Source organism: Nocardia sp. NPDC005978 (genome assembly GCF_040614455.1).
Classification (GTDB): Bacteria; Actinomycetota; Actinomycetes; order Mycobacteriales; family Mycobacteriaceae; genus Nocardia.
In genome coordinates, this window is record NZ_JBEXUS010000054.1 from 26,630 (window position 1) to 53,395 (window position 26,766).

Below are 26,766 nucleotides of genomic sequence, written 5' to 3' on the forward strand. Positions count from 1 at the left end.
CATATCGGCCTACGATGAGGCCGTTCGTCGACGCATCACCCGCTCGTCCCATGCTCGGCTCGGAATACACCCCGAACGAATGGAGCAGCAATGCGCGCGATCGTGGTTCGTGAGTTCGGCGGCAGGGCCGAGGTCACCGAGATGCCGACCCCCGAGGCCGGGCCCGGGACCCTGCAGATCCAGCTCGACGCCGCCGGGGTCAACCCGTTCGACAAGCGCCTCATCGACGGTTTCCTGGACGGCAAGCTGCCGCACGAGTTCCCGATGATCCCCGGCGTGGACGGCGCGGGGGTCATCTCCTCGGTGGGCGCGGGCATCGAGGACTTCGGCGTCGGCGACCGGGTGGTCGGCAAGTTCCTGATTCCGCCGGTGGGGCACGGGACCTTCGCCGAGTACATCGTGGTCCCGGCCACCTCGATCATCGCCAAGGTGCCCGATTCGGTGACCTCCATCCAGGCCGCGGCCCTGCCGACCGCGGGGATCACCGCCCTGGATCTGGTGCACGCCGCGCAGCTCGCCGCCGGGCAGCGGGTGCTGGTGGTCGGCGCGTCCGGCGGGGTGGGGTCCTACCTGGTGCAATTGGCCGCGCTGGCGGGCGCGCACGTCATCGCCACCGCCCGGCCCGACGACACCGATCGGATGATTCGCCTGGGCGCGGCCGAGGTGGTCGACTACGGGCGGATCCCGGTCGGCGATTCGCCCACCCGGGAGCAATCGAGCCCGCTGTCGGTCGCCGATTCCGTGCGAATGAGCACACCCGGCGGGGTCGACGTGCTCTTCGATCTGGTGAGCGATCCGGCCGGATTCGGCGCGAACGCGGCGCTGGTGCGGGACGGCGGCGCGGCCTACACCACCGTCGGGTCCGCCGGGGGCGCCGATCTGAAGGGGCGCGGCATTCGCGGCGGGGATTTCGAATCCTCCGGTGGCGCACCGGAATTGCGGGAGCTGCTGCGGGACGTGGGCAACGGCGATCTGGTGGTGCCGATCGACGCCACCCCGCCGCTGGAGGGAGCACCCGATGTTATCGGCGCCTCCGGTGCGCGTGGTAAGACGGTGCTCGTCATCTGAACCTCGGGTTACACAAATTGGCCTGCTCCGGCTATATCCGTGCGACCACCGTTTTTTCAGGGATACTTGACGCGGAGGGCGCCCTGGAACCGGGTGCGTCCGGGGTACAGCACACGAAAGGAATGTTCGACGTCGTGGATGCGCGTTCGGCAGCGCTGGTCCGCGCAAACTTCCGGACAGTCGTAGAGGCACCGCACGGGCCCGAACGGCTGATCAGCGCGTTCTACGGTCACCTCTTCGCAGAGATTCCCGGCTTGCGGGAACTCTTTCCTTCCGCCATGGACATGCAGCCCAAGCGGCTGATGACGGCCATCCAGTTCGTGCTGGACAATCTCGAGGACTGGGACCGGGCACAGCGCTTCCTGGAGCAACTCGCGCGCGACCACCGCAAGTACGGTGTGGAGGCCGCCCACTACGACATGGCGGGCCGGGCGCTGCTGGCGGCGTTCCGCAGCTACAACGGCACCGGGTATTGGAGCCGCGAGCTGGAGCAGGGGTGGCAGGACATCACCATCCTGATCTCGGCGTCCATGGCGATCGGCGCCAATTCCGATAAGTCCCAGCCCTATTGGGAGGCCACCGTGGTCGGGCACCGCCGGGTGGTGGACGACCTGGCCATCGTGCGGCTGCAGTCGGACACCCCGATCCCGTATCAGGCGGGCCAGTACGTGCCGATCGCCATTCCGCAGCGGCCCAAGATGTGGCGATACTTGTCACCGGCCATTCCGACCAACCCGTACGGGGAGATCGAGTTCCACGTGCGCAAGGTGCGCACCGGCTGGGTGAGTCCCGCCATCGTCAACGAGACCGAGGTGGGCGATCGCTGGATGATCGCGGCGCCACTGGGCGGGCTGCACGTGGATCTGCGCAGCCGCCGCGATGTGCTGATGATCAGTTCCGGCACCGGCATCGCGCCGATCCGGGCGCAGTTGATCGAGATGGGCAGGCGCGGCATCAATCCGCGCGTGCACCTGTTCATGGGCGGGCGCTATCCCTGCGACCTCTACGATGTGGAGAACCTCTGGCAGCTCTCGCAGAGCAACCCGTGGTTGACCGTTATTCCGGTGTGCGAGAACGAAACCAACCCGTGGTGGCATCCCCACGCGCCCGCGGATCCGCCGTTCGGCATGCATCGGCGGCTGATCGGTAACCTGGGCGCGGTGGTGGCGAGTTTCGGCGCCTGGGAGGACCGGCAGATTCAGATCGCCGGGTCGGCGCGCATGATCGCCGACACCAGACGGGCGCTGATGGCGGTCGGCACGCCGGAGCGCAATATCAGCACCGATCCGGTGTAGTCCGGTCACTGCGGGCGAATGCCCTTGCAGGACAGCTGTTTACCAGTTCGGTAGTGGAACGATCAGGAGTGTGCGGTGACCCTCGACCCCGACCAGACCGGTGAGATCCCCCTCGGCCCGGTGACCGAATGGACCGCCACCGTGGTCGGCGTGCACCGCCTGCGCGAGGACACGACGGTGGTCCGCCTGATCGGCGAGTTCGTGCCCTTCGCCCCCGGCCAGTCGGTGGAGGTCCGCACCCCGCAGCACCCGAACATGGTGCGCCGCCTGTATTCCGCGCTTCCGCCGTCCCTGGACGGCAAGCTGGAGTTCCATGTCCGTGCGGTCCCCGGGGGCTGGTGCAGCGGTTCCCTGGTGACCGACACCCGCGCGGGCGACGAGTGGCGGATCACCGCTCCCGCCGGCTGGCTCGCGGTCCACGAGGCCGCCGCGGAACTGATCCTGGTCGCCGACGGTGTAGGCCTGGCTCCCCTGCGCGCCCTCCTCCTGGACCTGACCCGCCGCCCCCACCCGCCCCGCACCCACCTGTTCGTCGGCGCCCGCTACCCCCGCGACCTCTACGCCGCCGACATGCTGGCCCTGCTCGGCAACGAACTCCCTTGGCTGACAATAGTTCCCGTGGTCGACTCCGACACGGACCCCGCTCACCCCGACCCCTGGTACGACCAGTGCCGCGTGGACATAGGCTTCCACCCCGAGGAGCTGGTCCCCGGCCCCCTGGCCGCGGCGGTCTCCCGCTTCGCCCCCCTGAGTCACCAGCAGATCCTGGTCTGCGGCGGAACGACGGCCGTGGAGACGACGGTCGACATCCTGGTCGACACCGGCACTCCGCTGGAAAACATCCGCTACGAGGCTTTCTGACCCCGCGGTCCGCCAAGTCCCCGAAGCTTCTTCGTACTACAGCCTGATCGCCGAGACCGCGCACCGCGGTCACGCGAAACGCGCAGCGATCCATAGCTGAACGCTCTGGTACGCGTGCCCGACGCTTCCACACTTTCACGCGGGCATGCCGAAACCTGACCAGCCGCAGGATATGGTCAACTTTGGATGGGAGAATACCAAGGCGTCACCAGGATCGGGAGACCTCTATAAGGAGGACTTCTTTCGGTATCAAGCCATTAATAAACCCGATGGAGATCATCACTTCCATTACACGGGCTGGGGAGATTGGTGATTCAGCGCGTATCAAGGTTTTGCGGGAGGTCATGGTGACTGAACAAGACAGCGTTTACACGGATCTACATGATAGGCTGCAATCGATTGGTATCGGCATCTGCGGAGAAGCTCCCGTCAAAGCGCCTTCATTGCGAATGATTCGCGAAACCTCCGGATACGAGATCAAGCCAACCGCGACAGTCGAAATTTCCGACCGTAATGCCATGAATCAGCTGGACTCGATATGGAACGATTTTGAAACTTGCAGCCCAGGGCACAAATTTCTCCTGCGCCTACCGCTCCCGGCATTTAGAGAACGTGGTTGGATATTCGTATCGGATTCCATCGGACAAGATCTACCTTCGAGAATTTCTCGTGCATTCGGCGGCCCTGATCTGACGGTTGCATCGACATCCGGCGACAGCATACTCGCCATTATCGAGGACGAGTACAAGTATCTCATAGTGAAACGCACACTAACCGACGAAGACTATCTCCGGGACGAGTCGGCCCATCTAAGTCAGATCGAATTTGAAGCATCTATACGATCCCTGATTGAAAACAAAATCACATTCAGTGACCTGGTCGGATATCTGCGAGATAATGGTGGTCAATCCAGCTTGAAACCAATCGGCTTCATGCGTCTGCTGAATCAGGTCGCGGGGATCAGCGCCAGCAGCACTCGGGACGCGGTGCTATCTGTCGTCGATCATGACTTTGCGGCCGTAATCCCAGACGCGGCACTCGAGGACCGTTGGCTCCGACTGATCAGTGGCGACTGGTGACTGATCGATGGCACAGGGTATCGGATCTGCGCTCCGCGCCTCGACTCCTGCTGCTAGGTGGCGGTACTGCGGCCTAGCTGAGCAGGATCGGAGCCTGAAAGCCCTCATCCACGTCTCTGCCGTGCGGGGCGAAGAACTTCGGGCCGTCCATCGCGAGATAAGGAGCACTTCTCGCACGTGCTGGAGCTGGCCTGGAGAGCAGCCATCGCCGAATCCGACGAGGACGAACTGGCCCGGGTTCTCGACGACTTCCAGGAGGAAGCGGACGCCCTCGAAGCGGACGAATCGAACTTCGACTTCTTTGTTCTGCAGTCCGCGATTTTGGCGGTGAACGCGATTGCGGTGCATGCGCATCCGAGCCCTGCGCAAGCCGAGCTGTCCGGCCAGACCCTGGAACTCAACGAGATCCGAGAGTCGTGCTGGGCGGCTCGCTACGGAATCGCTTCTGCCGCAAGGGCTGTAGCCGAACTTGCCGGGTGGCGGTAGCGCGGACCTCCACAGAGTTGGAATGCAGGAAGTCGAGACCGTTCCCAGAGGAAATTTGGTGAACCCGCGCCGCTGCCAGTCGTACGACAGCGGCGCGGGGGTTTTGGGGGACCCGCGTTAGAACAGGGGATCGTGGCGGATGTTTTTCGTCGAGATCCCGGCTGCCATCAGGCGGAACTTCGTTGTTTGGACCATCGACGGGGCGCCTACTATTTGGACGTCGCGATCTTCCCAGGCGCCGAAACTTGCCACTATCTTTCCTATCTGGCCCACCCGGCGGGGTTCCAGGCCGGGGTACTCCTTCGGCTCCTCCGTCGAGGTGTCGAAGTGCCACCAGGGATTTTCTTCGCTTTCGGTGACGGGGTGGACCGTCAGCCACTTGTTGGCCTGGGCCAGTTGGCTCAGGACCTCGAGGTCGTAGAGGTCGCAGGGGTAGTGGCCGCCTACGAAGATGTCGACCTTCGGGTTCGAGCGGCGCTGGGTCATGGCCATCAGCTGGGCACGTAGGGGAGCTATGCCGGTGCCGCAGCCGACCATCAGCATCTTGCGGCGGGTGTTGCGGGGGACGCCGAGGCCGCCGAGGGGGGAGCCGATCAGCCAGCGTTCGCCGACCTTCGTGTGGCCGACCATCGCGGGGCTCACCCAGCCGCCGGTGACGCCGCGGATGTGGAACTCGATCTCGCCGCTGGGATTCGAGGGAATCGCGGGTGAGAGATAGCGCCACATCCGGGGGCGGGAGGGCACCTGCACGCTCATGTACTGGCCGGCCGCGTACTGCATGGGCTGGTCCAGTTGCAGGCGCACGATGGAGAGATTGCGCAGCACTTCGCGATGCTCGATCACGGTGCCGGTCCACACCGGCGGGGTGCTCTCGGAATCCGCGGCGCCGATCATGGTGTCGGCGATGACGCCGAGCCCGGCATCCCAGGCCTGTTCTACCTCGTCGGTCCACATCTCGGTGCCCGCGTACGCCTGCATCGCGGTCTTCAGCGATTTGGCCACCGCCGCATAGTGTTCGGCGACGACGCCGTACTTGCGATGGTCGCGGCCCAGTTGCGCGAGGAAGGGCAGGAGCTTGTCCGGCTCCTCCAGCCTGTCCACCACGTAGGCGATGGCCTTGACGAGGCGGTCGCGCTGGGCGTCCAGGGCCGCGGGGAAGAAGTCCCGCACCTGTGGGTAATCGGTGAAGAGGATGGCGTAGAAAGATCGAGCGAGTTTTTCGGGGCCGCCGTCCTCCGCAGCAACCGCCTTGAACGTCGTTCTTATCAATGCGACGGTCCGCGAATCCATTTGTGTCACAACCCCATTTCGCACTCGAACACAGGCGAATCCGGCGAGTGCAGTGCTGCGGGACACTCGACAGCAGCCGTTGGTGAGCAAGTGTAGGCGAGGTTTGCCAGCAACGGAACGGGACCTTTCAAACACACCCCTGCAATTCCCTGAAAACCAGGCAAAGGCGAGCAATCTCCCCAGAAAACAGACTGATCAACTAGGAAACGCCGTGCGACACGGGTTTTCACCCATCGACCATGCGTGATCCGTTTTGCAAGACTCAGAAAACGAGCGACCCCACCGCAACCCTGACGGTTCCGAAATCCCCAAGTCGCTCACGACAAATCCAGCAAAATTCACAAATTCCCAACCGACCGGTCTAAATGTATTACTCCGAAACCCCCGGCGCCACCCCGCATCCCCCGCAACACCATTGTTTGCCGCACACAACCAAATTCAGCACATTGCCTGCAACAAACCGCATCAGTGCGAACACCACCCGGCACCCCCGCCCGAAACAAAAGCAGCGCCCCGGAATCCGGGACGCTGCCTGTCGCTGCCGAACCTCCGCTACGGGAGATTCCGTCGATGGCGGGGCTGCCACACCACCAGGGCCGTACTGCGCTGCGGCGGAGTCAGGTCCGGCCGGTAGCCCGCCCGCAACCGCTCCACCTCCGCACCGAGTTCGGCGACCCGCTGCTGTAGCTCTTCCACCTGATTGGTGAGCTCGATGATCCGTTTGATGCCCGCCAGGTTGACGCCCTCGTCCTGGGACAGCCGCTGCACCTCGCGCAGCAGCTGCACATCCCGGTCCGAGTAGCGCCGGCCGCCGCCGGAAGTGCGTTGCGGCGACACCAGACCCAGGCGGTCATAGGTGCGCAGCGTCTGGGCGTGCATGCCCGCCAGCTGCGCCGCCACCGAGATCAGGAAGTACTGCGCCTCGGTGGCCTTCTTCGGATCATGACTCATTACGCACCTGCCCATCCAGCACGCGGATCGAAGCCACTGGTCTTCTCCGCCTCCGCGTAGCGCCGCAGCGCCTCGGTGGCATCATCGTCCAGCTTCTGCGGTATCGCGACCTTGACGGTGACGAGCAGATCGCCGGCGCCGCCGTCGCGCTTGGACACACCGCGCCCGCGCACGCGCAGGGTGCGGCCGTCGGCGGTGCCCGGGGGCACCTTGACGCCGACCCGGCCCTCCAGCGTCGGCACGGAAACCGTTGTCCCCAGCACCAGTTCGCTGTAGCTGACCGGCAGCACCAGGGTCAGATCGTCGCCATTGCGGCCGAAAACCTTGTCCTGGCTGACGTGCACGGTGACGAACAGATCCCCCGGGGGCGCGCCCCGCAGACCCGCTTCGCCCTGGCCCGCCAGCCGAATCCGCTGTCCGTCGCGCACACCCGGGGGGATACGCACCGTGATGGTGCGGGTCCGATTCTGGATGCCCGCGCCCCGGCAGTCGACGCACGGATCGTCGATGATCGACCCGGTGCCCCGGCAGTCGTCGCACGGCTCGCTGAACCCGAACGCACCCTGGTTCCGGCTGACCACGCCGGTTCCGTTGCAGTGCGGGCACACTCGCGGACTGGTGCCGGGCTTGGCGCCACTGCCGTGACAGGTGGTGCACGCGGCCGGGCTGGTCATGCGCAGCGGCACCGTCACGCCCTGGGCGGCCTCGCGGAAGCCCAGCGTCGTCTCGGTTTCCACGTCGCTGCCGCGGCGCGGCCGGGACGAGGTGCGGGTTCCGCCCCGGTTGAACAAACCACCGAGGATGTCGCCCAGTCCGCCGTCGGCGCCACCGGGCTGCGCCCCGCCGAAGATATCGCCGAGATTGAAGTCGCCGGAGAAACCGCCGCCGCCCTGGCTGTAACCACCGCCGGGCGAGAAGCCGCCGCGGCCGAAACCGCCGCTGGCGAAGAGCTTTCGCGCTTCGTCGTACTCCTTGCGCTTATCCGGATCCGACAGCACGGCGTGCGCCTCGCTGACGGTCTTGAACCGCTCCTCGGCCTTCGCGTCACCCGGGTTCTTGTCCGGGTGCAGGTCACGGGCGAGCTTGCGGTACGCCTTCTTGATCTCTTCGGGGGTCGCGCCGGAGGCGATACCCAGCTCCTTGTAGAAGTCCTTCTCGAGCCACTCCCGATTCACCGGGCATCCCCTCCTTTCGATTCGATCGACACCGGAACCGGTGTCCGGACCCCGGTCGGGGTCGCTGTCGTATTACTCGACGCCAGCGGCATCGGGACCGCCGTTCGCCGAGTCCGGCGCGCCGGCGCCGTTCAGATCCGCCACCGAGTCGGTGACACCGACCAGTGCGTGCCGCAGAACGCGATCGCCGAAGCGGTAGCCCTTGCGCATGACCATGCCGAGTACCGGGTCGTGCCCGGAACCTTCGTGCTGCACGGCCTCGTGCAGGGTCGGGTCGAAAGGCTCGCCCTCCGAACCGAAGTCCTGTAGCCCCTGCTTCTGCAGGGCGGTGACCAGCTTGTCGGCCACCGACTTGAGCGGGCCGTTCTCGAGATCGCCGTGCGCGCGCGCCCGGTCGAGATCGTCCAGCACCGGGAGCAATTCGCTCACGATGGTCGCTTTCGCGTTGTCGATGGTGGCCTGACGGTCACGCTCGACGCGGCGGCGGTAGTTGGCGTATTCGGCGGTGAGCCGCTGCAGGTCCGAGGTGCGCTCGGCGAGTTCGGCGCTGATGGCGTCGGCGAGGGAGTCCTCGGCGAGCGCATCTGCGGCCGAAGCCGCGGCGAATTCCTCCGCCGCGGCCTCGCCTACCTCACCCGAGACCGTATTCGGTTCCTGCTCCGGGTTCGGATTCGTCACTTCTTCTCCGGCTCCTCGACGACCTCGGCATCGACGACGGTGTCATCGGCGTCGGGCGCGCCCTGGCCGTTGGCCGAAGCGCCCTGCTCCTGCGCCGAGGCATCGTAGATGGCCTGGCCCAGCGCCTGCGACTCGGTCGCGAGCTTCTCCACCGCGGACTTGATGACCGCGATGTCGGTGCCCTTGAGCGCCTCGTTCGCCTCGGCGATGGCCGCCTCGACCTTGGTCTTGATGTCGGCCGGGACCTTGTCCTCGTTGTCCTTGATGAACTTCTCGGTCTGGTGCACCAGCGACTCGGCCTGGTTGCGGGTCTCGGCCTCTTCGCGACGGGCCTTGTCCTCCGAGGCGTGCGCCTCGGCGTCCTTGACCATGCGATCGATCTCTTCCTTGGACAGACCGGAGCCGTCCTGGATCTTGATCGTGTTTTCCTTGTTGGTGCCCTTGTCACGCGCGGTCACGTGCACGATGCCGTTGGCGTCGATGTCGAAGATGACCTCGATCTGCGGCACGCCACGCGGGGCCGGCGGGATGCCGGTCAGCTCGAAGGAGCCGAGCAGCTTGTTGTGCGAAGCGATTTCGCGCTCACCCTGGAAGACCTGGATCTGCACGGACGGCTGATTGTCGTCGGCCGTGGTGAAGGTCTCGGACCGCTTGGTCGGGATCGTGGTGTTGCGCTCGATGAGCTTGGTCATCACGCCGCCCTTGGTCTCGATGCCCAGCGACAGCGGGGTGACATCGAGCAGCAGGACGTCCTTGACCTCGCCCTTGAGCACGCCGGCCTGCAGGGCGGCGCCGACGGCGACGACCTCGTCCGGGTTCACGCCCTTGTTGGGCTCACGGCCGCCGGTCAGTTCCTTGACCAGCTCCGACACGGCGGGCATACGGGTCGAACCACCAACGAGGACAACGTGATCGATGTCGCCGACGGCGATGCCCGCGTCCTTGATGACGGACTGGAAGGGCTTGCGGGTGCGGTCCAGCAGATCAGCGGTGATCTTCTGGAACTCGGCGCGGGTCAGCTGCTCGTCGAGGAACAGCGGGTTCTTGTCCGCGTCGACCGTGATGTAGGGCAGGTTGATCGAGGTCGACTGCGAGGACGACAGTTCGATCTTGGCCTTCTCCGCGGCCTCACGCAGGCGCTGCAGGGCCATCTTGTCCTTGGTCAGGTCGATGCCCGAGGACGCCTTGAACTTGTCGACCAGCCAGGTCACGACGCGCTCGTCCCAGTCGTCGCCACCGAGGTGGTTGTCGCCGGAGGTCGCGCGGACCTCGACGACGCCCTCGCCGATGTCGAGCAGCGAGACGTCGAACGTGCCGCCACCGAGGTCGAAGACCAGGATGGACTGTTCCTTGTCGCCCTTGTCCAGGCCGTACGCCAGCGCCGCCGCGGTGGGCTCGTTGACGATGCGCAGGACGTTGAGGCCCGCGATCTGGCCGGCTTCCTTGGTCGCCTGGCGCTGCGCGTCCTCGAAGTAGGCGGGGACGGTGATGACCGCGTCGGTGATCTCCTCACCGAGGTACGCCTCGGCGTCGCGCTTCAGCTTCATCAGCGTGCGCGCGGAGATCTCCTGCGGGGTGTACTTCTTGCCGTCGATCTCGACGGTCCAGTCCTCGCCCATGTGGCGCTTGACCGACCGAATCGTGCGATCGACGTTGGTGACCGCCTGGTTCTTCGCGGGCTGACCCACGAGAACCTCGCCGTTCTTGGCGAAGGCGACGATCGACGGGGTGGTGCGCGAACCCTCCGAGTTGGCGACGACTACCGGCTCACCGCCTTCGAGAACGGCGATGACCGAGTTCGTGGTCCCGAGGTCGATACCGACCGCACGAGCCATGGTGTTTCCTCCTAGTTGATTACCTGCGTCCATGCCACTGGACCTCGCTCCCGCGGTACGGCGGGGCATGGTCCACAGCAACACTGAGCGTGGTCAGCTCAATCCTGCATCGATTGTCTATCGGATGCAACTCTAACTTGAGTCGAACTCGCTCAACTTGTGTCTGATCTGCACCAACGAGCGGCTTCGGAGATGTATTCCCGGGCTCGAAAAAAATCCCGGGACGCCGGGCCGAGTGCCATTGTGTGCATACCGAACGGTCTCTAACCAGGGTTCGGGTCCGGATTGTGATCGAAGGACGCGCAACTTTCGACGCGCTCGGGGTGAGCGCGCCCGGGTAGACCGGGGTCCGCGAGCCGGGGCGGACCACCCGGCCGGCGTCATCGGGCTGCGCGCCCCGGGCTCACTTCCCGTCTTCGGGGAACACCTCGCGCGGTTCACCGGAGAAGCCGATGTCCATATGCCCCTGCTGCGTGCCGTCGGTGACGTAGACGGTCACCACCGGGCTCTGATCGGTCGCGCCGGGCGAACGGTGGATAGAGACATGACTGATCGCGCCGCCGGGCACGCGCAGGGTCTGCGGCGCGCCCGCCAGGATCGCGGCGATCGCCCGCACGTCGATATCGGTGAGCTGGAACGATTCGGTACTGCCGCTGCGCGAACCGGTCGAGGAGTTGCCGAAACGGCCGTCGCGGTAGGTCAGGTCCTCGGACCGATTGCCCTCGATCGGCCGGTCCACCCGCACGTAGTCCGGGTACAGCGTCACGTCGTCGACCGGGGAGTCCCCGTACTCGGCCCGGTAGGCGGCGAGGAAGCTGCCGAAGCCCTGACCGGTGGTGCCGTCGGTGCGCGCGGTGCGCGGCGGATCCGGTTCGCTCACCCAGCCGAAGAACGAGCCGAGCAGCGCGGCCACCGCCACCGTGCCCGCGGCCGCGATCCAGCGCCGCCGCGGCAGTCGCCGTTCGGGCCGAATCAGCGGGGCGTCCACCAGGTTTCGCGGAATCTGGAGATCGGAGATGAGCGCGTCGAGATCGCCGAAGGTGCGCGCTCGCATCGCGGCGGCGGTGCGCTGGGTATGTTCGGATTCACTCAATTCGCCTGCGGCACGGGCGGAATCGAGCAGCGAGCAGGCGTCGACCCGATCGGAGTCACGGACCCGCAGGCCGGAATGCTGAGAAACCATCGTCGCCTCGCCTAACCCTTGAAAGGGGATGTCCGCAGGATCGCACCGGCGGGGGTGGCCGTCAGATTGCCGCGCTCCTCGAAGGAGTTGTCCACGTAGACGCTGAGCACCGGTGGGCCGCCGCGCTGCGGCTCGAACCCGATATGGGTGACCGCGCCGTTCTCGACCTTCAGCAGTGCGGGGGCCTCGGCCAGCAGCTTGTCCAGCGCCGCGGTGTCGATCTCGGCCAGATCCGCTGTCGCGGTGGTGGTTTGCCGAACCGCGGGCGCGGTGCTCAATTCGAAGCCGCTGCGATAGGTGTACTTGGCCATCCGATTCGGCTGCGGCGACTGCGTCACCGAGATGTGCGCCTCGAAGAAGGACACCTCGTCCACCAGGGTGGTGCCGAACTTGGCGCGGTAGTCGTCTCGGAACTGCGCGATGCCCGCGCCGGTCGTGAAGTTCGGCGTCCCGATGATCTTCGGCGTGATCGCGCCCAGCTCCACCGCCGGCGGCGGCGCGGGCGGGGTCTCGGGCTGATGCGCCCACACGAACGCGCCGACCGCCGCGACGAGGCTGACCGTCACCATGGCGACCGGAAACAAGTAGCCGCGCACCGACGTCGGCGGCCGGGCATCGGCCGGGGTGCCGACCGGGCGCTGGAGGTCGTCGGTGAGGTCGGCCAGCTCACCCAGGCTCTTGGCCTCGCCGGCGAGTTCGGTGAGCGCGCGGTGATCCGCCGCGCGCAGCTGCCCGTCCCCGAGCGCCGCGTCGAGCAGCGCGCAGGCGGCGGCCCGGTCCTCGTCCCGCGCGCGGGTCCGCGGCGGATACCCGCTGCCGCGCCGGCTCGGCCGCGCGGTGGGCACCCGCGTCTGGGTCGCGCCCGGGGTGGCCTGCAGATCGGCGACGAGCCGGTCGAGTTCGCCCAGTGTTCTTGCATCCCTGGCTCGTTCGGACCGGTCGTGATACTCGGCCGCCCCGAGCTGCCCCTCCTCGTAGGCGGCGTCGAGCCGCGCCCGGACGTTCACGCGGTCCACGTCCCGCGCCCGCATGCGCCCGGTGCCGGCAGAACCCGACGTATCGGCCGATCTCGCACTCACAAGCGGATGGTAGCGGCCCGTGCCCGCCTCGGGCGCGCCGAAGCCCGGCCCGGCCCGTCGAGGCGGGGGCCGCCCCGCCGTAACACGCCCGAATGCTCGCTCACACCACGACGACGGCGATCCCGGGCAGGGCAGCGCATGGAGCGATCGATGTCCGGCACAGCGGCGTGCATCCCGGCGACTGCGTGTCCGGGCGCGGGTGCGCGCGCCCGGCGAACCCGCGTCCGGACGCGGAACCTCCACCCGCGCACGGCAACTGCGCGGGGCGCGGCCGATCGCGGGCGGCCCGCAACGCGACTCGCCCGGGAATCAGACACGCGGAGTGTCCGAAATACCCGGCTTTCGGACGGTCTGGGAAAAGATCTAGCTCAGTTGTCAGCCCAGCTCAGGAGGCCAGATGGGAGTGCGGTTCGGCATCTCTATCCCGCCCGTGGCAACCGCGCTGGCGGATGTACTGGATATGACGAGGGCGGCCGAGGACGAGGGCCTGGATCTGGTGGGCATTCAGGATCATCCGTACGCCCCCGAGCACGGGGACGCCTTCGGGGTCCTGGGACCGGCACTGGCGGCGACCAACCGGATCACGCTGTACTCGGGAATCGCGACCATGCCGCTGCGGCGGCCGTCGATGCTCGCCGAACAGGCGGCCACCCTCGACCTGATCAGCGGCGGGCGCTTCGAACTCGGGGTCGGGACGGGCGCTTTCGAGGAGGGCGCGCTGGCCCTGGGCGGCCCGCGATCACGCGGCGCGGCCGCCCTGAGAGCCCTGTCGGAAGGTATGGAGATCATTCGTTCCGCTTGGAGACCGGGACAGGTGGTCACCGTGCGCGGCACCGAGTACACGGTGGCCGGGCTGCCGGGCGGACCCGCGCCCGCGCACCGGATGGCGCTGTGGCTCGGCGCCATCGGCCCGCGCGCCCTCGATCTCATCGGCCGCGCGGCAGACGGCTGGGTCGCGCCCCTGCCGGCCTGGCTGCCGTGGGAGCAGTGGCGCAACGCGCAGGATCGCATCGACAGCGCCGCGCTGGCGGCGGGCCGCGATCCGCGGGCCATCACCCGCATGGCCGCCCTGCCCGGCGAAATCGGCGACCGCGCCCTGCATCCGAGACCGCGCGGCGCCGATCCGATCCGGGGCTCGGCCGCGGAGTGGGCGGAGATCATCGCGGCCCTGCACCGGAACGCGCGCTTCGACACCTTCATCTTCTGGCCGCCGAGCCTCGACGTGGATCAGGTCCGGCGCTTCGCCCGCGACGTCGTGCCCGCCGTGCGCGAAAGACTCGGCGAAGTGGCCATGGCCGGATAGGGCCGCGCGATTCCGTACACGCGCCGCCGGACATCGGGCAGCTCACCCGGCGCGCGGTCCGAAACCCGCACCGCGCCCGGGGTTCCCGGTGTCCGGACCACCGCCGCGAACCGCTAGCGCAGCAGCGGGAAACCGCCGGATTCCAGGATCGCGGCGATCGCGTCGGCGCGCGCCCGCGGGGCCGCGTAGTCCGGGTGCGCGCCGAGGACAGCGGCGGCGTCGCGCAGGCGGACCATCTGCCGTTCGGCCTCGGCGACGGTGCGCCCGTCCGGGGTGATCGGGTGGGCGGCGAACACGGGCTCGCGCGGATTCACGCGTCCCAGGTGCAGCGCCCGGTCCACCCGGCGCGAACACCGGCAGGGCGCCTGGGGATTCGCGAGCCCGCAGTTCGCGGTGAGGAAGTTGCCGAGTCGTTTCTTGGCGCGCTCCAGGCGTTTTCGATAGGCGGCCGGGGTGACGTCGGCGATCCAGGCGGCCTCGGCGGAGCTCAGTTCGAATATCTCCGAGAGGACGAAGGCGATCCGCTCCTCGCGGGCCAGGCACTGCAGCATGGCCTGGGTGCAGGTGAGCCGCACCTCGTGGGTGAGCAGCACGGCCTCGGGTCCCCGGTAATCCTGTTCGGCGAGGCCGTCCCGCAAGTCGGCCCCGAATTCGTCCAGGCTGACCTGATTCGCCTCCTGTGTGGTCTTGCGCCGCAGATTCAGCAGGTAGTTGACCCCGATGCGGTACGCCCAGGTCAGCAGTTTGGCCTCGCCCCGCCACGTACCCAGGCTGCCCACCACCCGCAGCAGGATCTCCTGCCCGGCGTCCTCGGCGTCGGCCGGCCGCCACACCATGCGCAGCGCCAGCCGATAGATCGGATCGCGCAGCAACCGAACGACGTCCGAGACCGCCGCCCGGTCCCCGGCGACCGCCCGCGCGACCAGATCGCGCTCGGCGGCGTCCGGCCCGCGGTCCGCATCACCCGGCCCACGCTCGGCAGCGGCGCGCCGCCGCTCGACGGCGAGCGACTCCCGATCGAGTGCACCCGCGACCGCATCCGGCTCGCTCGCCCCATCGGGAGCCGAGTCGCGCGCGGGCGGGTGACCGAGCGAACGGCCGTCCGGCGCCGCGGGTTCGGGAGCGCCGGGCTGTATCGACATACCGCCAGCTTGTGCAAGCCGGCCCCCGCGCGCAAGGACCTTCGGCGGAGATCACGGGGCGAAGCTGTGCTCCGGCCCCGTGATCGGCCCTGCCACGGCGATATCAGGCTACCGCCCGCACCGCGGTCAGGGCGTGCCGCTCGATCCACGAGGCCACGGCGGTCCCGATAGCGTCGGGCTGATCCTCCGGGCAGTGATGTCCGGCCGGGCCGATGTTCGCGGTCTCGACGGCGGCGAAAGTCCGCTCCGCCCAGGCGATGGCCTCGGCCGAACCGAGCCCGACGCCGTGTTCCACGCCCATGACCAGCTTGGGCACCTCGGGCGATTCGGCCATCCAGCGGCCGTAGTTCTCGATGATCGCGACCACGTCGGCCGGCTCGCCATCGAGCGGGAACTCGCGGGGCCACACCAGCATCGGCTTGCGCGAGGCCGGGGTGGGGTACGGCTTGCGGTACGCCTCGAGGGCGTCGAGGGACAGGCTGCGAGTGGAGGCGGGGAGGTTGAACTCGATGAACATGTTCTTCTCCAGCACCATCTCCTCCCCTTCCGGAGAACGGAAGCGGCGGAACAGTTCCGCGCCCTGCGGCGGCATCTCCGACCAGCTCATGGGACGCAGGAAGGTCTCCACCACCGCGAGCCCGCGCACCCGCCCGGGATGGCGTGCGGCCCAGTCCATCGCGAGCGCGCCGCCCCAGTCGTGCCCGACCAGCACCACCCGGTCCAGGCCGAGCGCGTCGAACCAGGCGTCGAGGTAGCGGGCGTGGTCGGCGAAGCGGTAGTCGCTCTCGGGCTTGCCGGAGTCGCCCATGCCGATCAGATCCGGTGCCAGCGCGCGGTTTTCGCCGGTGACGTGCGGAATCACGTTGCGCCAGATGTGGGACGAGGTGGGGTTGCCGTGCAGGAACACGACCGGGATCGCACCGCTGCCGGCGTCGGTGTAGGCGAGGTAGGAGTCGAGTACGTCGACGGTTGCCATGGTGTTCGTCCTTCCGAGTGAATTGCCTTCACCCGGTTGGACACTCACCGGCGCCGCCTGTGACAGGACTCGTCAGTGACCCGTGTCACAGTTCTCGGCGGCCGGGCGATCGACCGTCAATCCGGGATGGATGCCGGGGGTCAGCCCGTTGCCGACCGCCGCCCGCTGCAGCAGCGCGACGAGGACCGCCCGCTCGGATTCCGCCAGCGGCGCAAGCAGTTCGGCGTCCAGCTCGGTCGCGATCCGGGCCGATTCCACCAGCAGTTCGATACCCGCCGGCAGCAGATGCACCGCGTGCGCGCGCCGATCCGCCGGATGCCTGCGGCGCTCGACCAGGCCGCGCTTCTCGAGGTCGTCGACCAGGCCGACCATCACGTTGCGGTGGATGCCGAGCGCCTCGCAGAGCTGCTGCTGGGACTGCCCGTCGTTGGCCTGCAGGATCCGCAGCATGCCGTGGTGCTGCGGCTTGATGCCCAGCGGCGCCAGCAGTTCACCGAAACGGCTCGCGCTGTGCGAACCCAGCTGGCCCAGCAGGAACGCCGGATGTGCGGCGAGCGGCGAGAGGTCGGGAGCGGTCACCGCCCCAGCCTACAGGAAGGCACCAATATGGATTGCCCTGTTGCGTGATAATCACTTCATGTGCATAGTTTGAGGAGTCGCCAACACCCCACCGAATCGAAGTGAGCTCGCCGTGGAATCCGACACCGTTCCGACAACCCTCGATCCCCGCCGCTGGATAGCCTTCGCCGTAGTCCTGGCCGCCGGGTTCATGGATCTGCTCGACGTGACGATCGTCAACGTCGCCGTGCCGAGCATTCAGCAGGATCTGCACGCGGAGTACGCGCAGATCGAATGGATCATCGCCGCCTACGTCCTGTCCTTCGCCGCCGTCCTGATCACCGGCGGCAGGCTCGGTGACATCTACGGCCGCAAGCGGCTGTTCCTGCTGGGCATGGCGGGTTTCACCCTCGCCTCCGCGGCCTGCGGGCTCAGCACCGATCCGGCCATGCTCATCGCCTCGCGCTTCGTCCAGGGCGCCATGGCCGGGCTCATGGTGCCGCAGATCCTGGCCATCATCCGGGTCACGTTCCCGAAAGCCGAGCGCACCAAGGCGATTGCCATCTACAGCGCCGTCGGCGGTTCCGCGTCCGCGGTCGGGCTGTCGCTGGGCGGGGTGCTCGTGCAGTGGGATCTGTTCGATCTCGGGTGGCGGCCGATCTTCCTGGTCAACATCCCGGTCGGCATCGCCGCGTTCGCCGCGGCGTCGATCGTCATGCGCGATTCCAAGTCCCCGATCGCGCCGCGCCTGGACATTCCCGGCATGGTGCTGGCCGTCTCGGCGGTCATGCTGCTGGTCTATCCGCTCGCCGAGGGCCGCCGGCTCGAGTGGCCCGCGTGGACCTTCCTCATGATCGGCGCGGCCGCCGCGGTGTTCGCGGTGTTCATCGCCTACGAGCGGCGCCGGGCGCGCACGGTCGGCTCACCGCTGGTCGACCTCGATCTGTTCCGGTCCCGCGCCTTCACCGTCGGGCTCGGCGGCTGGCTGCTGTTCTGGATCGGCTTCGGCGGTTTCTTCCTCATCTGGACGCTGTTCATGCAGGCCGGGCTGGGCTGGTCGCCCATGCGAGCGGGGCTGACCGCCATGTTCTTCGCGGTCGGCGCGGGCATCGGGGCGGGCGTCTCGGTGAGCGTGCTGGCGCCGCGCTTCGGCCGCTGGGTGCTCGTGGGCGGCGGGGTCGTCGTGGCCGCGGGCTTCGCGCTGTACGGGTGGATGGGCGTCGAATATGGTGCCGGATTCGCTTCCTGGCAAATGGTATTGCCGCTGATCGTGACCGGTATCGGCTTCGGATTCGTGGTCGCGCCGACCATCGATATGCTGCTCGGCCAGATTCCGGACCGGGAGGCGGGCGCCGCGTCCGGGCTGCTCAATACCGGTCAGCAATTGGGGCTCGCGCTGGGTGTGGCGCTGGTGGGCATCGTGTTCTTCGGACAGCTCGACAATGCCGTGGTGACGAGCCCCGAGTCCAATGCGGCCAATTTCGCGCACGCCTTCGACTACACCCTGAAATGGGGTATCGGCCTGATGGTCGCGGTGTGCCTGGGATTCTTCGCCCTGCCCCGGGACACGCGGCTGGCGCCGCAGGCCGACCAGGTGCGCGCCGAGGAGCTGACCCCGGCCTGAAAACCGCGAAACAGCCCGCGAATTCCGGCGAAATGCCGAAACCGTGGGCTGTTTTCGCATTATCGGGGCGGTGAGGGAGAACAATTCGAACTGTCCACGAACTTCGACAGGAGTCAGCTGATGCGCGCGGTGACGGTAACCAAGGGCGAGTTCCGGGTGTCGGAATTGCTAACACCCACCCCGGGAGCCGGGCAGGTGCTGGTCGATGTATTGCGCTGTGGCATCTGCGGATCCGACCTGCACGCCAGACTGCACTGTGACGAGCTGGCCGATATGGCCGTCGCCACCGGGTACGAGCATTTCATGCGCTCGGACCAGAGCGTGGTGATGGGACACGAATTCTGCGGCGAGGTGGTCGATTACGGGCCCAAGACGCGCAAGCGCTGGAAGCCCGGCACCCGGGTGGTGTCGCTGCCGATCCTGCGGCACGGCGACCAGCCGCACCTGACCGGGCTCTCGGCCGCGGCGCCCGGCGGGTACGCCGAACAGGTGCTCGTGCAGGAATCGATGACGTTCCCGGTGCCCAACGGGTTGTCCGCCGAGCACGCCGCGCTGACCGAACCGATGGCGGTGGCCTGGCACGCGGTGCGGCGCAGCCGGATCGAGAAGGGGCAGACGGCCTACGTCATCGGCTGCGGGCCGATCGGGTTGGCGGTCATCTCCATGTTGAAGGCGTCCGGGGTGCGGACCGTGGTGGCCAGCGACTTCTCGCCCAGGCGGCGGGAACTGGCCGCGCGCTGTGGGGCCGACGTGGTCGTGGATCCCGGGGTGGATTCCCCGTGGACCTCCGCGCCGCGTAAATCCGGGATCAGCGGCGTCACCGACGTGCTCAACCTCGGTTTCGACGCCATGGAGAAACTGCGGCGGCTGCCGAATGTGCCCTGGTGGTATGTGTTCCGGGCCGCGCACACGTTCAACAAGGGCCCCGCCGGGCCGGTCATCTTCGAATGCGTCGGCGTGCCGGGAATGATCGATCAGCTGTTGACCGCGGCCCCGCCGCTGTCGCGGATCATCGTGGTCGGGGTGTGCATGGAATCGGACGCGATCCATCCGGCCATGGCCATCAACAAGGAGATCGAGCTGCGCTTCGTGCTCGGCTACGACCCGGGCGAGTTCCGCGACACCCTGCACATGATCGCCGAGGGCAAGGTCGATCCCGCGCCGCTCATCACCGGGACGGTCGGGCTGGACGGGGTCGATTCGGCGTATTCGGCACTGGCGTCACCGGAGTCGCACGCGAAGATCCTGATCGATCCGCGCAGCACGGCGATCGCGCCGTGAGCCGGTGGCCCGGGCCCGCGCGCGGGCCTGGCGACCCGGGCCCCGGTACCGGGCTGCGGCCCGAGTCCGGCTGCCCGAGTATCTGACTCGCGTCGCGCGGCGGGGCGGGCGGCGGTTTCGGGTCCGGTCGCCGGGGCGTCGTCGCGCACTCGGGGCGCGGCGTCGTTCGCGCCCGGCAGGAACATCCGGTCGGCGACTCGGGCCCGATCGGCGAGCGCCTGCCCGCGGTCGCGAGAGCGAACGGCGCAGTCCGGCACAGTCTCAGCCGTTGTGGCCCTGAATTCGGGCGAACGGTGTGGTGGGCGGCTCGTGCAGCACGTCGAGCAGGCCCTCGGCGCTGCGGACCGCGGTCAGGCAGGCGTTCGACAGGAACTGGTCGGCGAGCGGATGGCGGGCGCGCGCCCGCCATTTCTGCACCGCCGCCAGCGCCGACGCGCGCTGGGTGGGCAGGTCCGCGTGAGCGGGCAGGTCCAGGCGCAGGTGGGTGGCCACGCCCGCGCCGCCGATGAGCCGGTGCAGTTCGGTGAGATCGGCCGGGGGCAGCGGCAATTCGCCGGTGCGCAGGTGACCGAGCAGGCGGAGTTCGGCGAATCCGTGCACATCCGCCAGCAGGGTGCGCACGCGCGGCAGCAGGGCGTCGGCGGTCACGCCCGGATGCGCGGCGAGAATGCGGGCCAGGCCGGTCAGCGCCGAATGCGCCTTCAATTCCTCTGCGCGCTGGGCGAATTGCACGTCGAGCACGGTGCGCAGCTCGTCGAGTCCGCTGCGCCGGGTGAGTTCGGCGGCGAGGGCGGCGGAATCGCGCACGCCGAGCCGAATGAGGGTGACCGCCAGGCGAATGCCGAAGAGTCCGAAGCGCGCGGCGAGGTGGACGCGGAGCTCCGGGGGCACCGGGAGCGACAGGTCGGGGCGGCCGAAACGGTCGGCCGAGAGCAGCGCGAGGCTGAGATCGTCCACCGGGACGGCGGCCAGCGCCTCGAACGCCGCGAATTCCCGTTGCCGCAGGGTGGCGGCGGCGAAGGCGAGCAGGCCCGCCACCGGAATCACCGACTGGCACAGGCCGGTTCGCTCCAGTTCACCCGCGAAGCGGGCGGCCACGTCCCGGGCCGAGTGCAGTGCGTCGAGGCGGCCCGCGCCGATCTCGTCGGCGCGGGACACCACGCCGATCACGCCGAGCGGTGCTGCCGAGCGGGTGTTGTGCGCGGCGGGCGCGGCAGCCTGCCCGCCGTGCGCGGTGCCGCCGCCGGGCCGGGCGTGCGGCGCGAGCGCGTTCGGCGTGTGCGAGGCATGTGCGCCGGACACGGACGCCCCGTTCCGATCCGATCCCGCGTCCGCGCCGATGCGTTCGAGGAAGTCGATGTCCGCGGAGTCGAGGCGGCGCAGGAGATAGATGACGGCGTCCGCGCTCGGTAGGGGCGCGCTGTCCGCGCCCGGTGTCAGCAGCCGCGAGGTGCGGGCCGACACGTCGCGCGACAGCGACGAGATGCCGGGGGTGTCCACGATCGTGGTGCGCTCGAGTTCGGCCGAGGGCCAGTGCACTTCGAGGTGATCGACCTCGCGCGCGCCCGGCGGATTCCAGCGCGGGGCGTCCAGGTCGAAGGTCAGGCCGTGCGCGCCGGCGAGTCCGTCCACGCCGCGGGAGCGGCGGACCACCACATCGGCGCGCGCGCCGTCACCGGAGTGGGCCGTGACCCTGGGTGCGACGCCGTGGCGATACCAGGTGACCAGGCGCGTGCACTCGGTCGCGTCGGTCGGCGCGATGTCCTGGCCGACCAGCGCGTTCAGCAGCGTCGACTTGCCCGCCTTCAACTGCCCGGCCAGCGCCACCCGCAGTGGTTCGTCCATCCGCCGCGCGCACGCCTCCACCTGGGCGCGGGCGCGCTCGCCCAGACCCCGGCGCGCGGCCGCCAGCAATCCACGGGTCTCGGCCCCCAGCCCGAACCCGCCGCTCACACCGTCCACTCCGCACCTCCACGCATCGCCAACCTGTCGCCCGAACCGGCCTCCCTGTTAGCAACCCCGGCGAACGGGGCGAACGGGGCTGTGGATTCCGCGCATGTCGTGCGCACGCAACCCGCCGGGCCCGGCGCTCGCAGATCGTGCGGCGTCCGCGGACCCGTGCACGAGTGTGCCGCCGACCGCGGTGTGGCGGCGCGATTTCCACGACGTGGCCGCGTCGGGTTGGGTGGCAGGCGGCGACCGGGGGGTTCCGGCGGGCGAGCCGCAAGGTGGGGAACCCCGGCCGCTGCCCCGCTGAGTGAGGCCGCGGTGCATCCGGCGAGCGAGCGTCGACCTACAGCGCGGTCGCCGCCAGGTGCGCGTATGCCTGTGGAACAGGAGCGGCCGCGATGACCGTGTCGTGCGCCCGCTGCCGCCGGTGATCCCGGTGCCGCCCGCCCTCATAGCGGGATGCGATGCGCTGCCGGCCGCGGGACAGATCAGGAGGCGGGTGGCAGCGCCGCGTGGGGTGGGGCGGGGGTGAGCAGGGCGTCGGCGCGGCGGCGCAGGTCGGCGACCGCGTGCAGGCGGCGTTCGAGGGCTGTCGCCCGGGTGGTGCGGGCCGTCGCCTCGAGGGTGGCGGCTTCCTGGGCGGCGCGCAGGGAGTCGTCGAGCGAGCGCAGGGTGCGGTCGGCGACGGCGGTGAAATGGTCGCGCAGCAGGCGGTGGATGCGGTGCAGGCGGTCCTTGGTCTCCTTGGCGGTGTGGAAGGCGACGTCGTCGAGGTAGCGGCGGACGGCGATCTTGGCGTCGGCGCGGCGTTTGAGCAGGCGGGCCTGCTTGTCGTCACGGAAGGCCTTGCCGCCCAATATCAGACCCGCGCCCAGGGACAGCGGATTCACCAGGGACAGGCCGGCGAGGGTGCCGGCCAGGCCGGCCATGACCACGCCGCCGTAGGAGCCGCGCACCCCCACCAGGAGTTTGTGACCCAGGCCCAGATCGGGCTCCAGATCCGAGAGGGTGCAGGCGCCCGAGCGAGAGCCGTTGCCGTCCAGTGTTTCTCGCACGTCCGGCAGATCGACCGCGCCGATCTCGGCGAAATGCTCGGCGACCCGTTCGGCCAGACGCACCGCGCGGGTGCGGGTCCAGAGCAGATTGTCGCCGACGGCGGTGCCGACGGTGCCCGCGAGCCATTCCTCGACGGTGTCCCAGTGCCTGCCCGGATCGTTCTCGTCGATCCAGTCCTCGGCGGTGCGGGCTATGTCGCGCAGGCGATTACGCAGATCGTGGTCGATGTCGCCGACCAGGTCGGTGATGCCGTCGCCCAGGGTCTGCTGCCAGACCGCGGTGCGCCTGCGCAATTGCTCGGCGGCGGTCTTGGCGGCATGCAGTTCGCCGATGGCGGCCGCGCCGCGCTCGGGATCGCGCAGCGCCACGAGTTCACTGCCCAGCGCGAGCGCCAGATGCTCGGTGGCGGAAGCGATGTCGACCGCCGCCGCGCGAGCCAGAGCGGCTTCGTCCCGCGCGACGACCTGCTCGCGCAGGAACTGGAAAACCGGCCCGAAGCCGGACTCGCGCCCGAGCTGTTCGTCCTGCAACCGCAGCGCATGCTCCCGCAACACCGCCGACACCGGCAGGATCGGAACCTCCAGGCCCGCGGCTTCCAGATGCCCCCGGTCTGCTTCGAACACCTGCCGCCAATGCGGATACAGATCGACCTTGCCGAGCACCACCGCTGTCGCCGGGCACAATTCGCGCACCTGCCGCAGCAGTTCCACCTCGGGCTCGGTCAATTCGGTGGAGGCGTCGCTGACCAGCAGCACCGCGTCCGCCGTGGGCGCACACCCGAGCACCGCCGCCGCGCCCCCGCCGCCGTGCGCCCCCAGCCCCGGCGTATCCACCACCACGATCCCGTCGGCCAGCAGCCGATTCGGCGTCTGCACCTCCACCCCCAGCACGATCCGCCCCCGCGCCGCCCCCGATCCGGCGACAACCGCCCCCAACTCACCCACCGCCACCTCGACCCGCCCCGGCTCCTCCCCCTCGGCCCCCGCCACCACCAGCTCCACCCGCTCACGCTCCCCATACGACAGCGTCACCGCGACCACCCCGGTCGAGTCGTCCCCGACCACACACATCTCCGAGTTCATCAACGCGTTGACGAACCGGCTCTTCCCCTGATTCCCCAACCCGCACACCACGATCCGCCGCCGCGGGTCCCGCACCCGCCCCGCCACGGTCCCCAGCCGCCCCACCAGGTCCCCCCGCCCCGCCTCCCGCGCAACCCCCACGGCCTCCCCCAACACCGCCAACAACCCCCGCGCCCCCACCACGTCCGAGCTCACCGCTCCGCCCTTCCCCAACTCCGCTCCCCAACAACAGATCCCCGCCCACTGCTGACATCCGACGTCACCCACGCATCCCGGCCTCGAACGACGACGACCAGCGCAGAGCCGGTCGAACCCGCTCGAACCCCCTGATAGCGGCTATCTTTCACTGCCCACACCTCCCGGCTCCTGTTTCCTGGCGAGCGCACGCCGGGTGCGCATGAACCCGGCGTACCGTGGCCGCGATCAGCGCGGACCGGCACCGAGCGCAATGCCGGTCCCGCGCTTTGTGCTTGCCGCGCGCCTATGTCTCGGCCTGCGAGCCTGCCCGCTCGCGTATTCGGCCCCGGGCCGCCGGTCACAGAGACGCGGACGTTCCGACGGCCACCGACAATCACGGACGCCTGCCCGCCCAGGCAGTCAACAGGCATCCTCCACGTGTTCACGGCAGCAACTTCGCGACGTACCGGCGGGCCCGCGAGGACCGCGGCGCGTGCCCGGCCGCGCCGCTGCGGCGCTGCGGCGAGGGCAATTTGCCGCCGAGCGGAAGACAGGACCCACTCGGTCGGTCCCCCGGAGGCGAAACCGGGAGTGCTGGAATTTCGGCGGTGTGCGGTGGCCGGGAGCGCCTGCCCGGCCCGGCCACCGCGATCCGCAGACCACGAACCCGAGTTCCCGTCGTGATGCGCCCTCCCGAGCAGCGCACCACGACACCTGTTCGCCTGCTGCAACATCCGCGAATCACACCACCTTCGAGAAGCCCGTCGATTTCGTTCGGTCCGAACCATCGGTCACGAATGCAACATGTCCCCGACGATGTCGCCGCCCGCGAAGCTCCCCAGCTCGGTGCCGCCGTCCACCCCGCCGTCCCCGAACAGCCCCGCGTCCAGCCCCGAGGCCCCCTCCCCGAACGCCTGCGAAACATCCAGTCCCGCCCAGGGATTGACCCCACCACCCAACCCCGAATCCGTCACCGCGTCCCCCACCCCGGTCAACCCGGTCTCGAGCCCGCTCCCCACCTGCGCCCCCGCATCCGCCCCGACACCCGCACCCAACCCCGCGTCGACACCCGCACCCAGCCCCAACCCCGCATCGGCGGCCGCACTCAGCCCCGCACCGACGTCCGCGCCCGTGGCCAACCCCGCTCCCAGATCGGCACCCAACCCTGCTCCCGCGTCGGCGGCCGCACCGAGTCCGCCCACCAGTCCCGCCCCGCCGTCCACAGCCGAATCCAGCGCACTGTCGACTCCCGCGCCGACACCGGCAACGGTCCCCACCCCGCCGGAAAGCCCCGTCTCCAAACCGCTCCCGACCTGAGCACCGGCATCGGCCACCGCATCCGCCCCGGCGGCCGCACCGACAGCGGCTTCTACACCGGCGTCGAGACCCGCGCCGACACCGGTCACCGCCCCGACGCCCGCGGAAAGTCCCGTCTCCAAGCCACTTCCGACCTGGGCGACCCCATTGGTGACCGCAGCCGCGCCGGTCGTCACGCCCGCACCGAGCCCAGCAGCGGCTCCGACAGCCGCGTCGGCCCCGGTACCGACCGCCGAACCTGCGTCGGCGATCCCGTCGACACCGGCGGCTACGCCCGCACCGAGTCCGGCTCCGGCGCCGACCGCCGCATCGACGGCCGTGCCGACTCCCGCCGCCACGCCCGCGCCGGTGGAAAGCGCCGCCTCCACACCACTTCCGGCCTGTGCGGCCGCGGCGGCCCCGACATCGGCCCCCGCCCCGACAGCCGCGCCGACACCGGTCGCGAGATCGACGGCCGCATCCACGGCTCCGCCGACACCCGCACCTGCCTGTGCGCCCGCGCCGACAGCCGCATCGGCCCCGGCGGACACGCCGGCCGCCGCCTGCGCACCCGCGCCGACACCACCGACCAGCCCTGCTGCAAGGTCAGCGCCTGCACCCGCGACTGCTCCCAGCCCGGTGGAAAGGCCCGTCTCCAAACCGATTCCAGCCTGTGCCCCAGCGTCGGCGGCCGCCCCGAGACCGGCCGTCAGATCGGTGGCCACGTCCGCAGCCGCGCCCACGCCCGCATCGAGACCCGCGCCAGCCCCGACGCCGACGCCCGCAGCCGTCTGAGTGCCCGCATCCACCACCGCTCCGACGCCCGCGCCGAGACCGGCTCCTACGCTCGTCACCGCATTCACGCCCGCACCGAGATCGGCACCAACGCCGGTCACCGCGTCAACACCCGCACCGAGACCGGCACCAACGCCAGCCACCGCGTCAACACCCGCACCAACGCCAGCCACCGCGTCCACGGCCGTGGCGAGATCGGCACCGACACCGGTCACCGCACCCAATCCGGCGGAAAGGCCGGTCTCCACACCGCTTCCGAGCTGTGCACCGACATTCGTGACCGCACCCACGCCGGTGGCCGCACCCGCTGCCACGTCCACGACGGCATCGAGGGTGGCGCCCGCGCCGACCGCGGCCTGGGCTGCGGCTCCGAGGCCGAGATCCACACCGCTCGCGGCTTGGGTGCCCGCGCCGAGCGCGAGGTCGACGCCCGCCGCCGCCTGGGTGCTCGGACCCGGATCCCGCATGTTCGACCCGGGTCCCGCACGTTCGACCGGGATCAGCCGTTCATCGACGAGGGAGGCTTCGGATGGATCTCGCCGCCGA

General features: G+C 69.2%; 20 protein-coding genes and 1 pseudogene. 8 read left to right on the top strand and 13 right to left on the bottom strand.

The window, feature by feature from the left end; translation table 11 throughout:
• Window positions 1-90 precede the first annotated feature (90 nt).
• The 5 genes from ABZ319_RS23515 (at window position 91) to ABZ319_RS23535 (ending at window position 4,789) form a co-directional block, all read left to right on the top strand.
• Window positions 91-1,068 (top strand): NADP-dependent oxidoreductase, encoded by a 978-nt coding sequence (locus tag ABZ319_RS23515; RefSeq protein ID WP_354988611.1) that lies wholly within the window; start codon window positions 91-93, stop codon window positions 1,066-1,068.
• 134 nt (window positions 1,069-1,202) lie between these two features.
• Complete coding sequence (locus tag ABZ319_RS23520) at window positions 1,203-2,363, top strand: FAD-binding oxidoreductase (RefSeq protein WP_354988612.1); 1,161 nt, start codon at window positions 1,203-1,205, stop codon at window positions 2,361-2,363.
• Between the two features lie 75 nt (window positions 2,364-2,438).
• Entirely contained in the window at window positions 2,439-3,224 is a 786-nt protein-coding gene (locus ABZ319_RS23525; protein WP_354988613.1) for an FAD-binding oxidoreductase, read from the top strand.
• Between the two features lie 269 nt (window positions 3,225-3,493).
• Window positions 3,494-4,303 (top strand): hypothetical protein, encoded by an 810-nt coding sequence (locus tag ABZ319_RS23530; RefSeq protein ID WP_354988614.1) that lies wholly within the window; start codon window positions 3,494-3,496, stop codon window positions 4,301-4,303.
• Window positions 4,304-4,480: 177 nt separating this feature from the next.
• The gene (locus ABZ319_RS23535) at window positions 4,481-4,789 is read left to right on the top strand and encodes a hypothetical protein (protein WP_354988615.1); all 309 of its coding nucleotides are present in this window, start codon (window positions 4,481-4,483) and stop codon (window positions 4,787-4,789) included.
• A 117-nt stretch (window positions 4,790-4,906) separates the two neighbouring features.
• Here ABZ319_RS23535 and ABZ319_RS23540 read toward each other — a convergent pair whose 3' ends face one another.
• From ABZ319_RS23540 to ABZ319_RS23570, 7 genes are all read right to left on the bottom strand, one after another.
• Complete coding sequence (locus tag ABZ319_RS23540; protein ID WP_354988616.1) at window positions 4,907-6,079, bottom strand: globin domain-containing protein; 1,173 nt, start codon at window positions 6,077-6,079, stop codon at window positions 4,907-4,909.
• 552 nt (window positions 6,080-6,631) lie between these two features.
• Window positions 6,632-7,030: a helix-turn-helix transcriptional regulator gene (locus ABZ319_RS23545; RefSeq protein WP_354988617.1), complete on the bottom strand. Its 399-nt coding sequence runs from the start codon at window positions 7,028-7,030 to the stop codon at window positions 6,632-6,634.
• Entirely contained in the window at window positions 7,030-8,205 is a 1,176-nt protein-coding gene (gene dnaJ, locus ABZ319_RS23550) for a molecular chaperone DnaJ (protein ID WP_354988618.1), read from the bottom strand. Before dnaJ ends, ABZ319_RS23545 begins: the two co-directional genes overlap by 1 nt.
• Window positions 8,206-8,277: 72 nt before the next feature.
• Window positions 8,278-8,883 carry a nucleotide exchange factor GrpE gene (gene grpE / locus ABZ319_RS23555; protein ID WP_354988619.1) on the bottom strand — a complete coding sequence of 202 codons (606 nt, stop codon included), beginning with the start codon at window positions 8,881-8,883 and terminating at the stop codon, window positions 8,278-8,280.
• The gene (gene dnaK, locus ABZ319_RS23560) at window positions 8,880-10,718 is read right to left on the bottom strand and encodes a molecular chaperone DnaK (protein WP_354988620.1); all 1,839 of its coding nucleotides are present in this window, start codon (window positions 10,716-10,718) and stop codon (window positions 8,880-8,882) included. The genes grpE and dnaK overlap by 4 nt, the downstream gene beginning before the upstream one ends.
• Before the next feature lie 403 nt (window positions 10,719-11,121).
• Window positions 11,122-11,901, bottom strand: coding sequence for a DUF1707 domain-containing protein (locus ABZ319_RS23565; protein WP_354988621.1), 780 nt, complete (start codon window positions 11,899-11,901; stop codon window positions 11,122-11,124).
• An 11-nt stretch (window positions 11,902-11,912) separates the two neighbouring features.
• The gene (locus ABZ319_RS23570) at window positions 11,913-12,980 is read right to left on the bottom strand and encodes a DUF1707 domain-containing protein (protein WP_354988622.1); all 1,068 of its coding nucleotides are present in this window, start codon (window positions 12,978-12,980) and stop codon (window positions 11,913-11,915) included.
• A gap of 397 nt (window positions 12,981-13,377) precedes the next feature.
• On the opposite strand from ABZ319_RS23570, the gene ABZ319_RS23575 reads away from it, so the two are divergent.
• Complete coding sequence (locus tag ABZ319_RS23575; RefSeq protein WP_354988623.1) at window positions 13,378-14,283, top strand: LLM class flavin-dependent oxidoreductase; 906 nt, start codon at window positions 13,378-13,380, stop codon at window positions 14,281-14,283.
• Between the two features lie 113 nt (window positions 14,284-14,396).
• Here the strand turns inward: ABZ319_RS23575 and ABZ319_RS23580 are convergent, their stop codons facing one another.
• The 3 genes from ABZ319_RS23580 to ABZ319_RS23590 form a co-directional block, all read right to left on the bottom strand.
• Window positions 14,397-15,425: an RNA polymerase sigma factor gene (locus ABZ319_RS23580; protein WP_354988624.1), complete on the bottom strand. Its 1,029-nt coding sequence runs from the start codon at window positions 15,423-15,425 to the stop codon at window positions 14,397-14,399.
• A 103-nt stretch (window positions 15,426-15,528) separates the two neighbouring features.
• Window positions 15,529-16,401: a haloalkane dehalogenase gene (locus ABZ319_RS23585; protein WP_354988625.1), complete on the bottom strand. Its 873-nt coding sequence runs from the start codon at window positions 16,399-16,401 to the stop codon at window positions 15,529-15,531.
• 72 nt (window positions 16,402-16,473) lie between these two features.
• The gene (locus tag ABZ319_RS23590) at window positions 16,474-16,980 is read right to left on the bottom strand and encodes a MarR family winged helix-turn-helix transcriptional regulator (protein WP_354988626.1); all 507 of its coding nucleotides are present in this window, start codon (window positions 16,978-16,980) and stop codon (window positions 16,474-16,476) included.
• A gap of 112 nt (window positions 16,981-17,092) precedes the next feature.
• Between ABZ319_RS23590 and ABZ319_RS23595 the strand changes: the two genes are divergently transcribed.
• Both ABZ319_RS23595 and ABZ319_RS23600 read left to right on the top strand, forming a co-directional pair.
• On the top strand, window positions 17,093-18,583 hold the full coding sequence (locus tag ABZ319_RS23595) for an MFS transporter (protein ID WP_354988627.1): 1,491 nt from the start codon (window positions 17,093-17,095) through the stop codon (window positions 18,581-18,583).
• Between the two features lie 120 nt (window positions 18,584-18,703).
• A complete protein-coding gene (locus tag ABZ319_RS23600; RefSeq protein ID WP_354988628.1) occupies window positions 18,704-19,864 on the top strand; it encodes a zinc-binding dehydrogenase in 1,161 nt (386 codons plus the stop codon).
• Between the two features lie 261 nt (window positions 19,865-20,125).
• Here the strand turns inward: ABZ319_RS23600 and ABZ319_RS23605 are convergent, their stop codons facing one another.
• The 3 genes and pseudogenes from ABZ319_RS23605 to ABZ319_RS23615 form a co-directional block, all read right to left on the bottom strand.
• On the bottom strand, window positions 20,126-21,826 hold the full coding sequence (locus ABZ319_RS23605; protein ID WP_354988629.1) for a dynamin family protein: 1,701 nt from the start codon (window positions 21,824-21,826) through the stop codon (window positions 20,126-20,128).
• 476 nt (window positions 21,827-22,302) lie between these two features.
• Window positions 22,303-24,147, bottom strand: a complete 1,845-nt coding sequence (locus tag ABZ319_RS23610) for a dynamin family protein (RefSeq protein WP_354988630.1) — start codon at window positions 24,145-24,147, stop codon at window positions 22,303-22,305.
• Between the two features lie 773 nt (window positions 24,148-24,920).
• Window positions 24,921-26,766: pseudogene (locus ABZ319_RS23615) on the bottom strand (hypothetical protein); the annotation flags it as partial.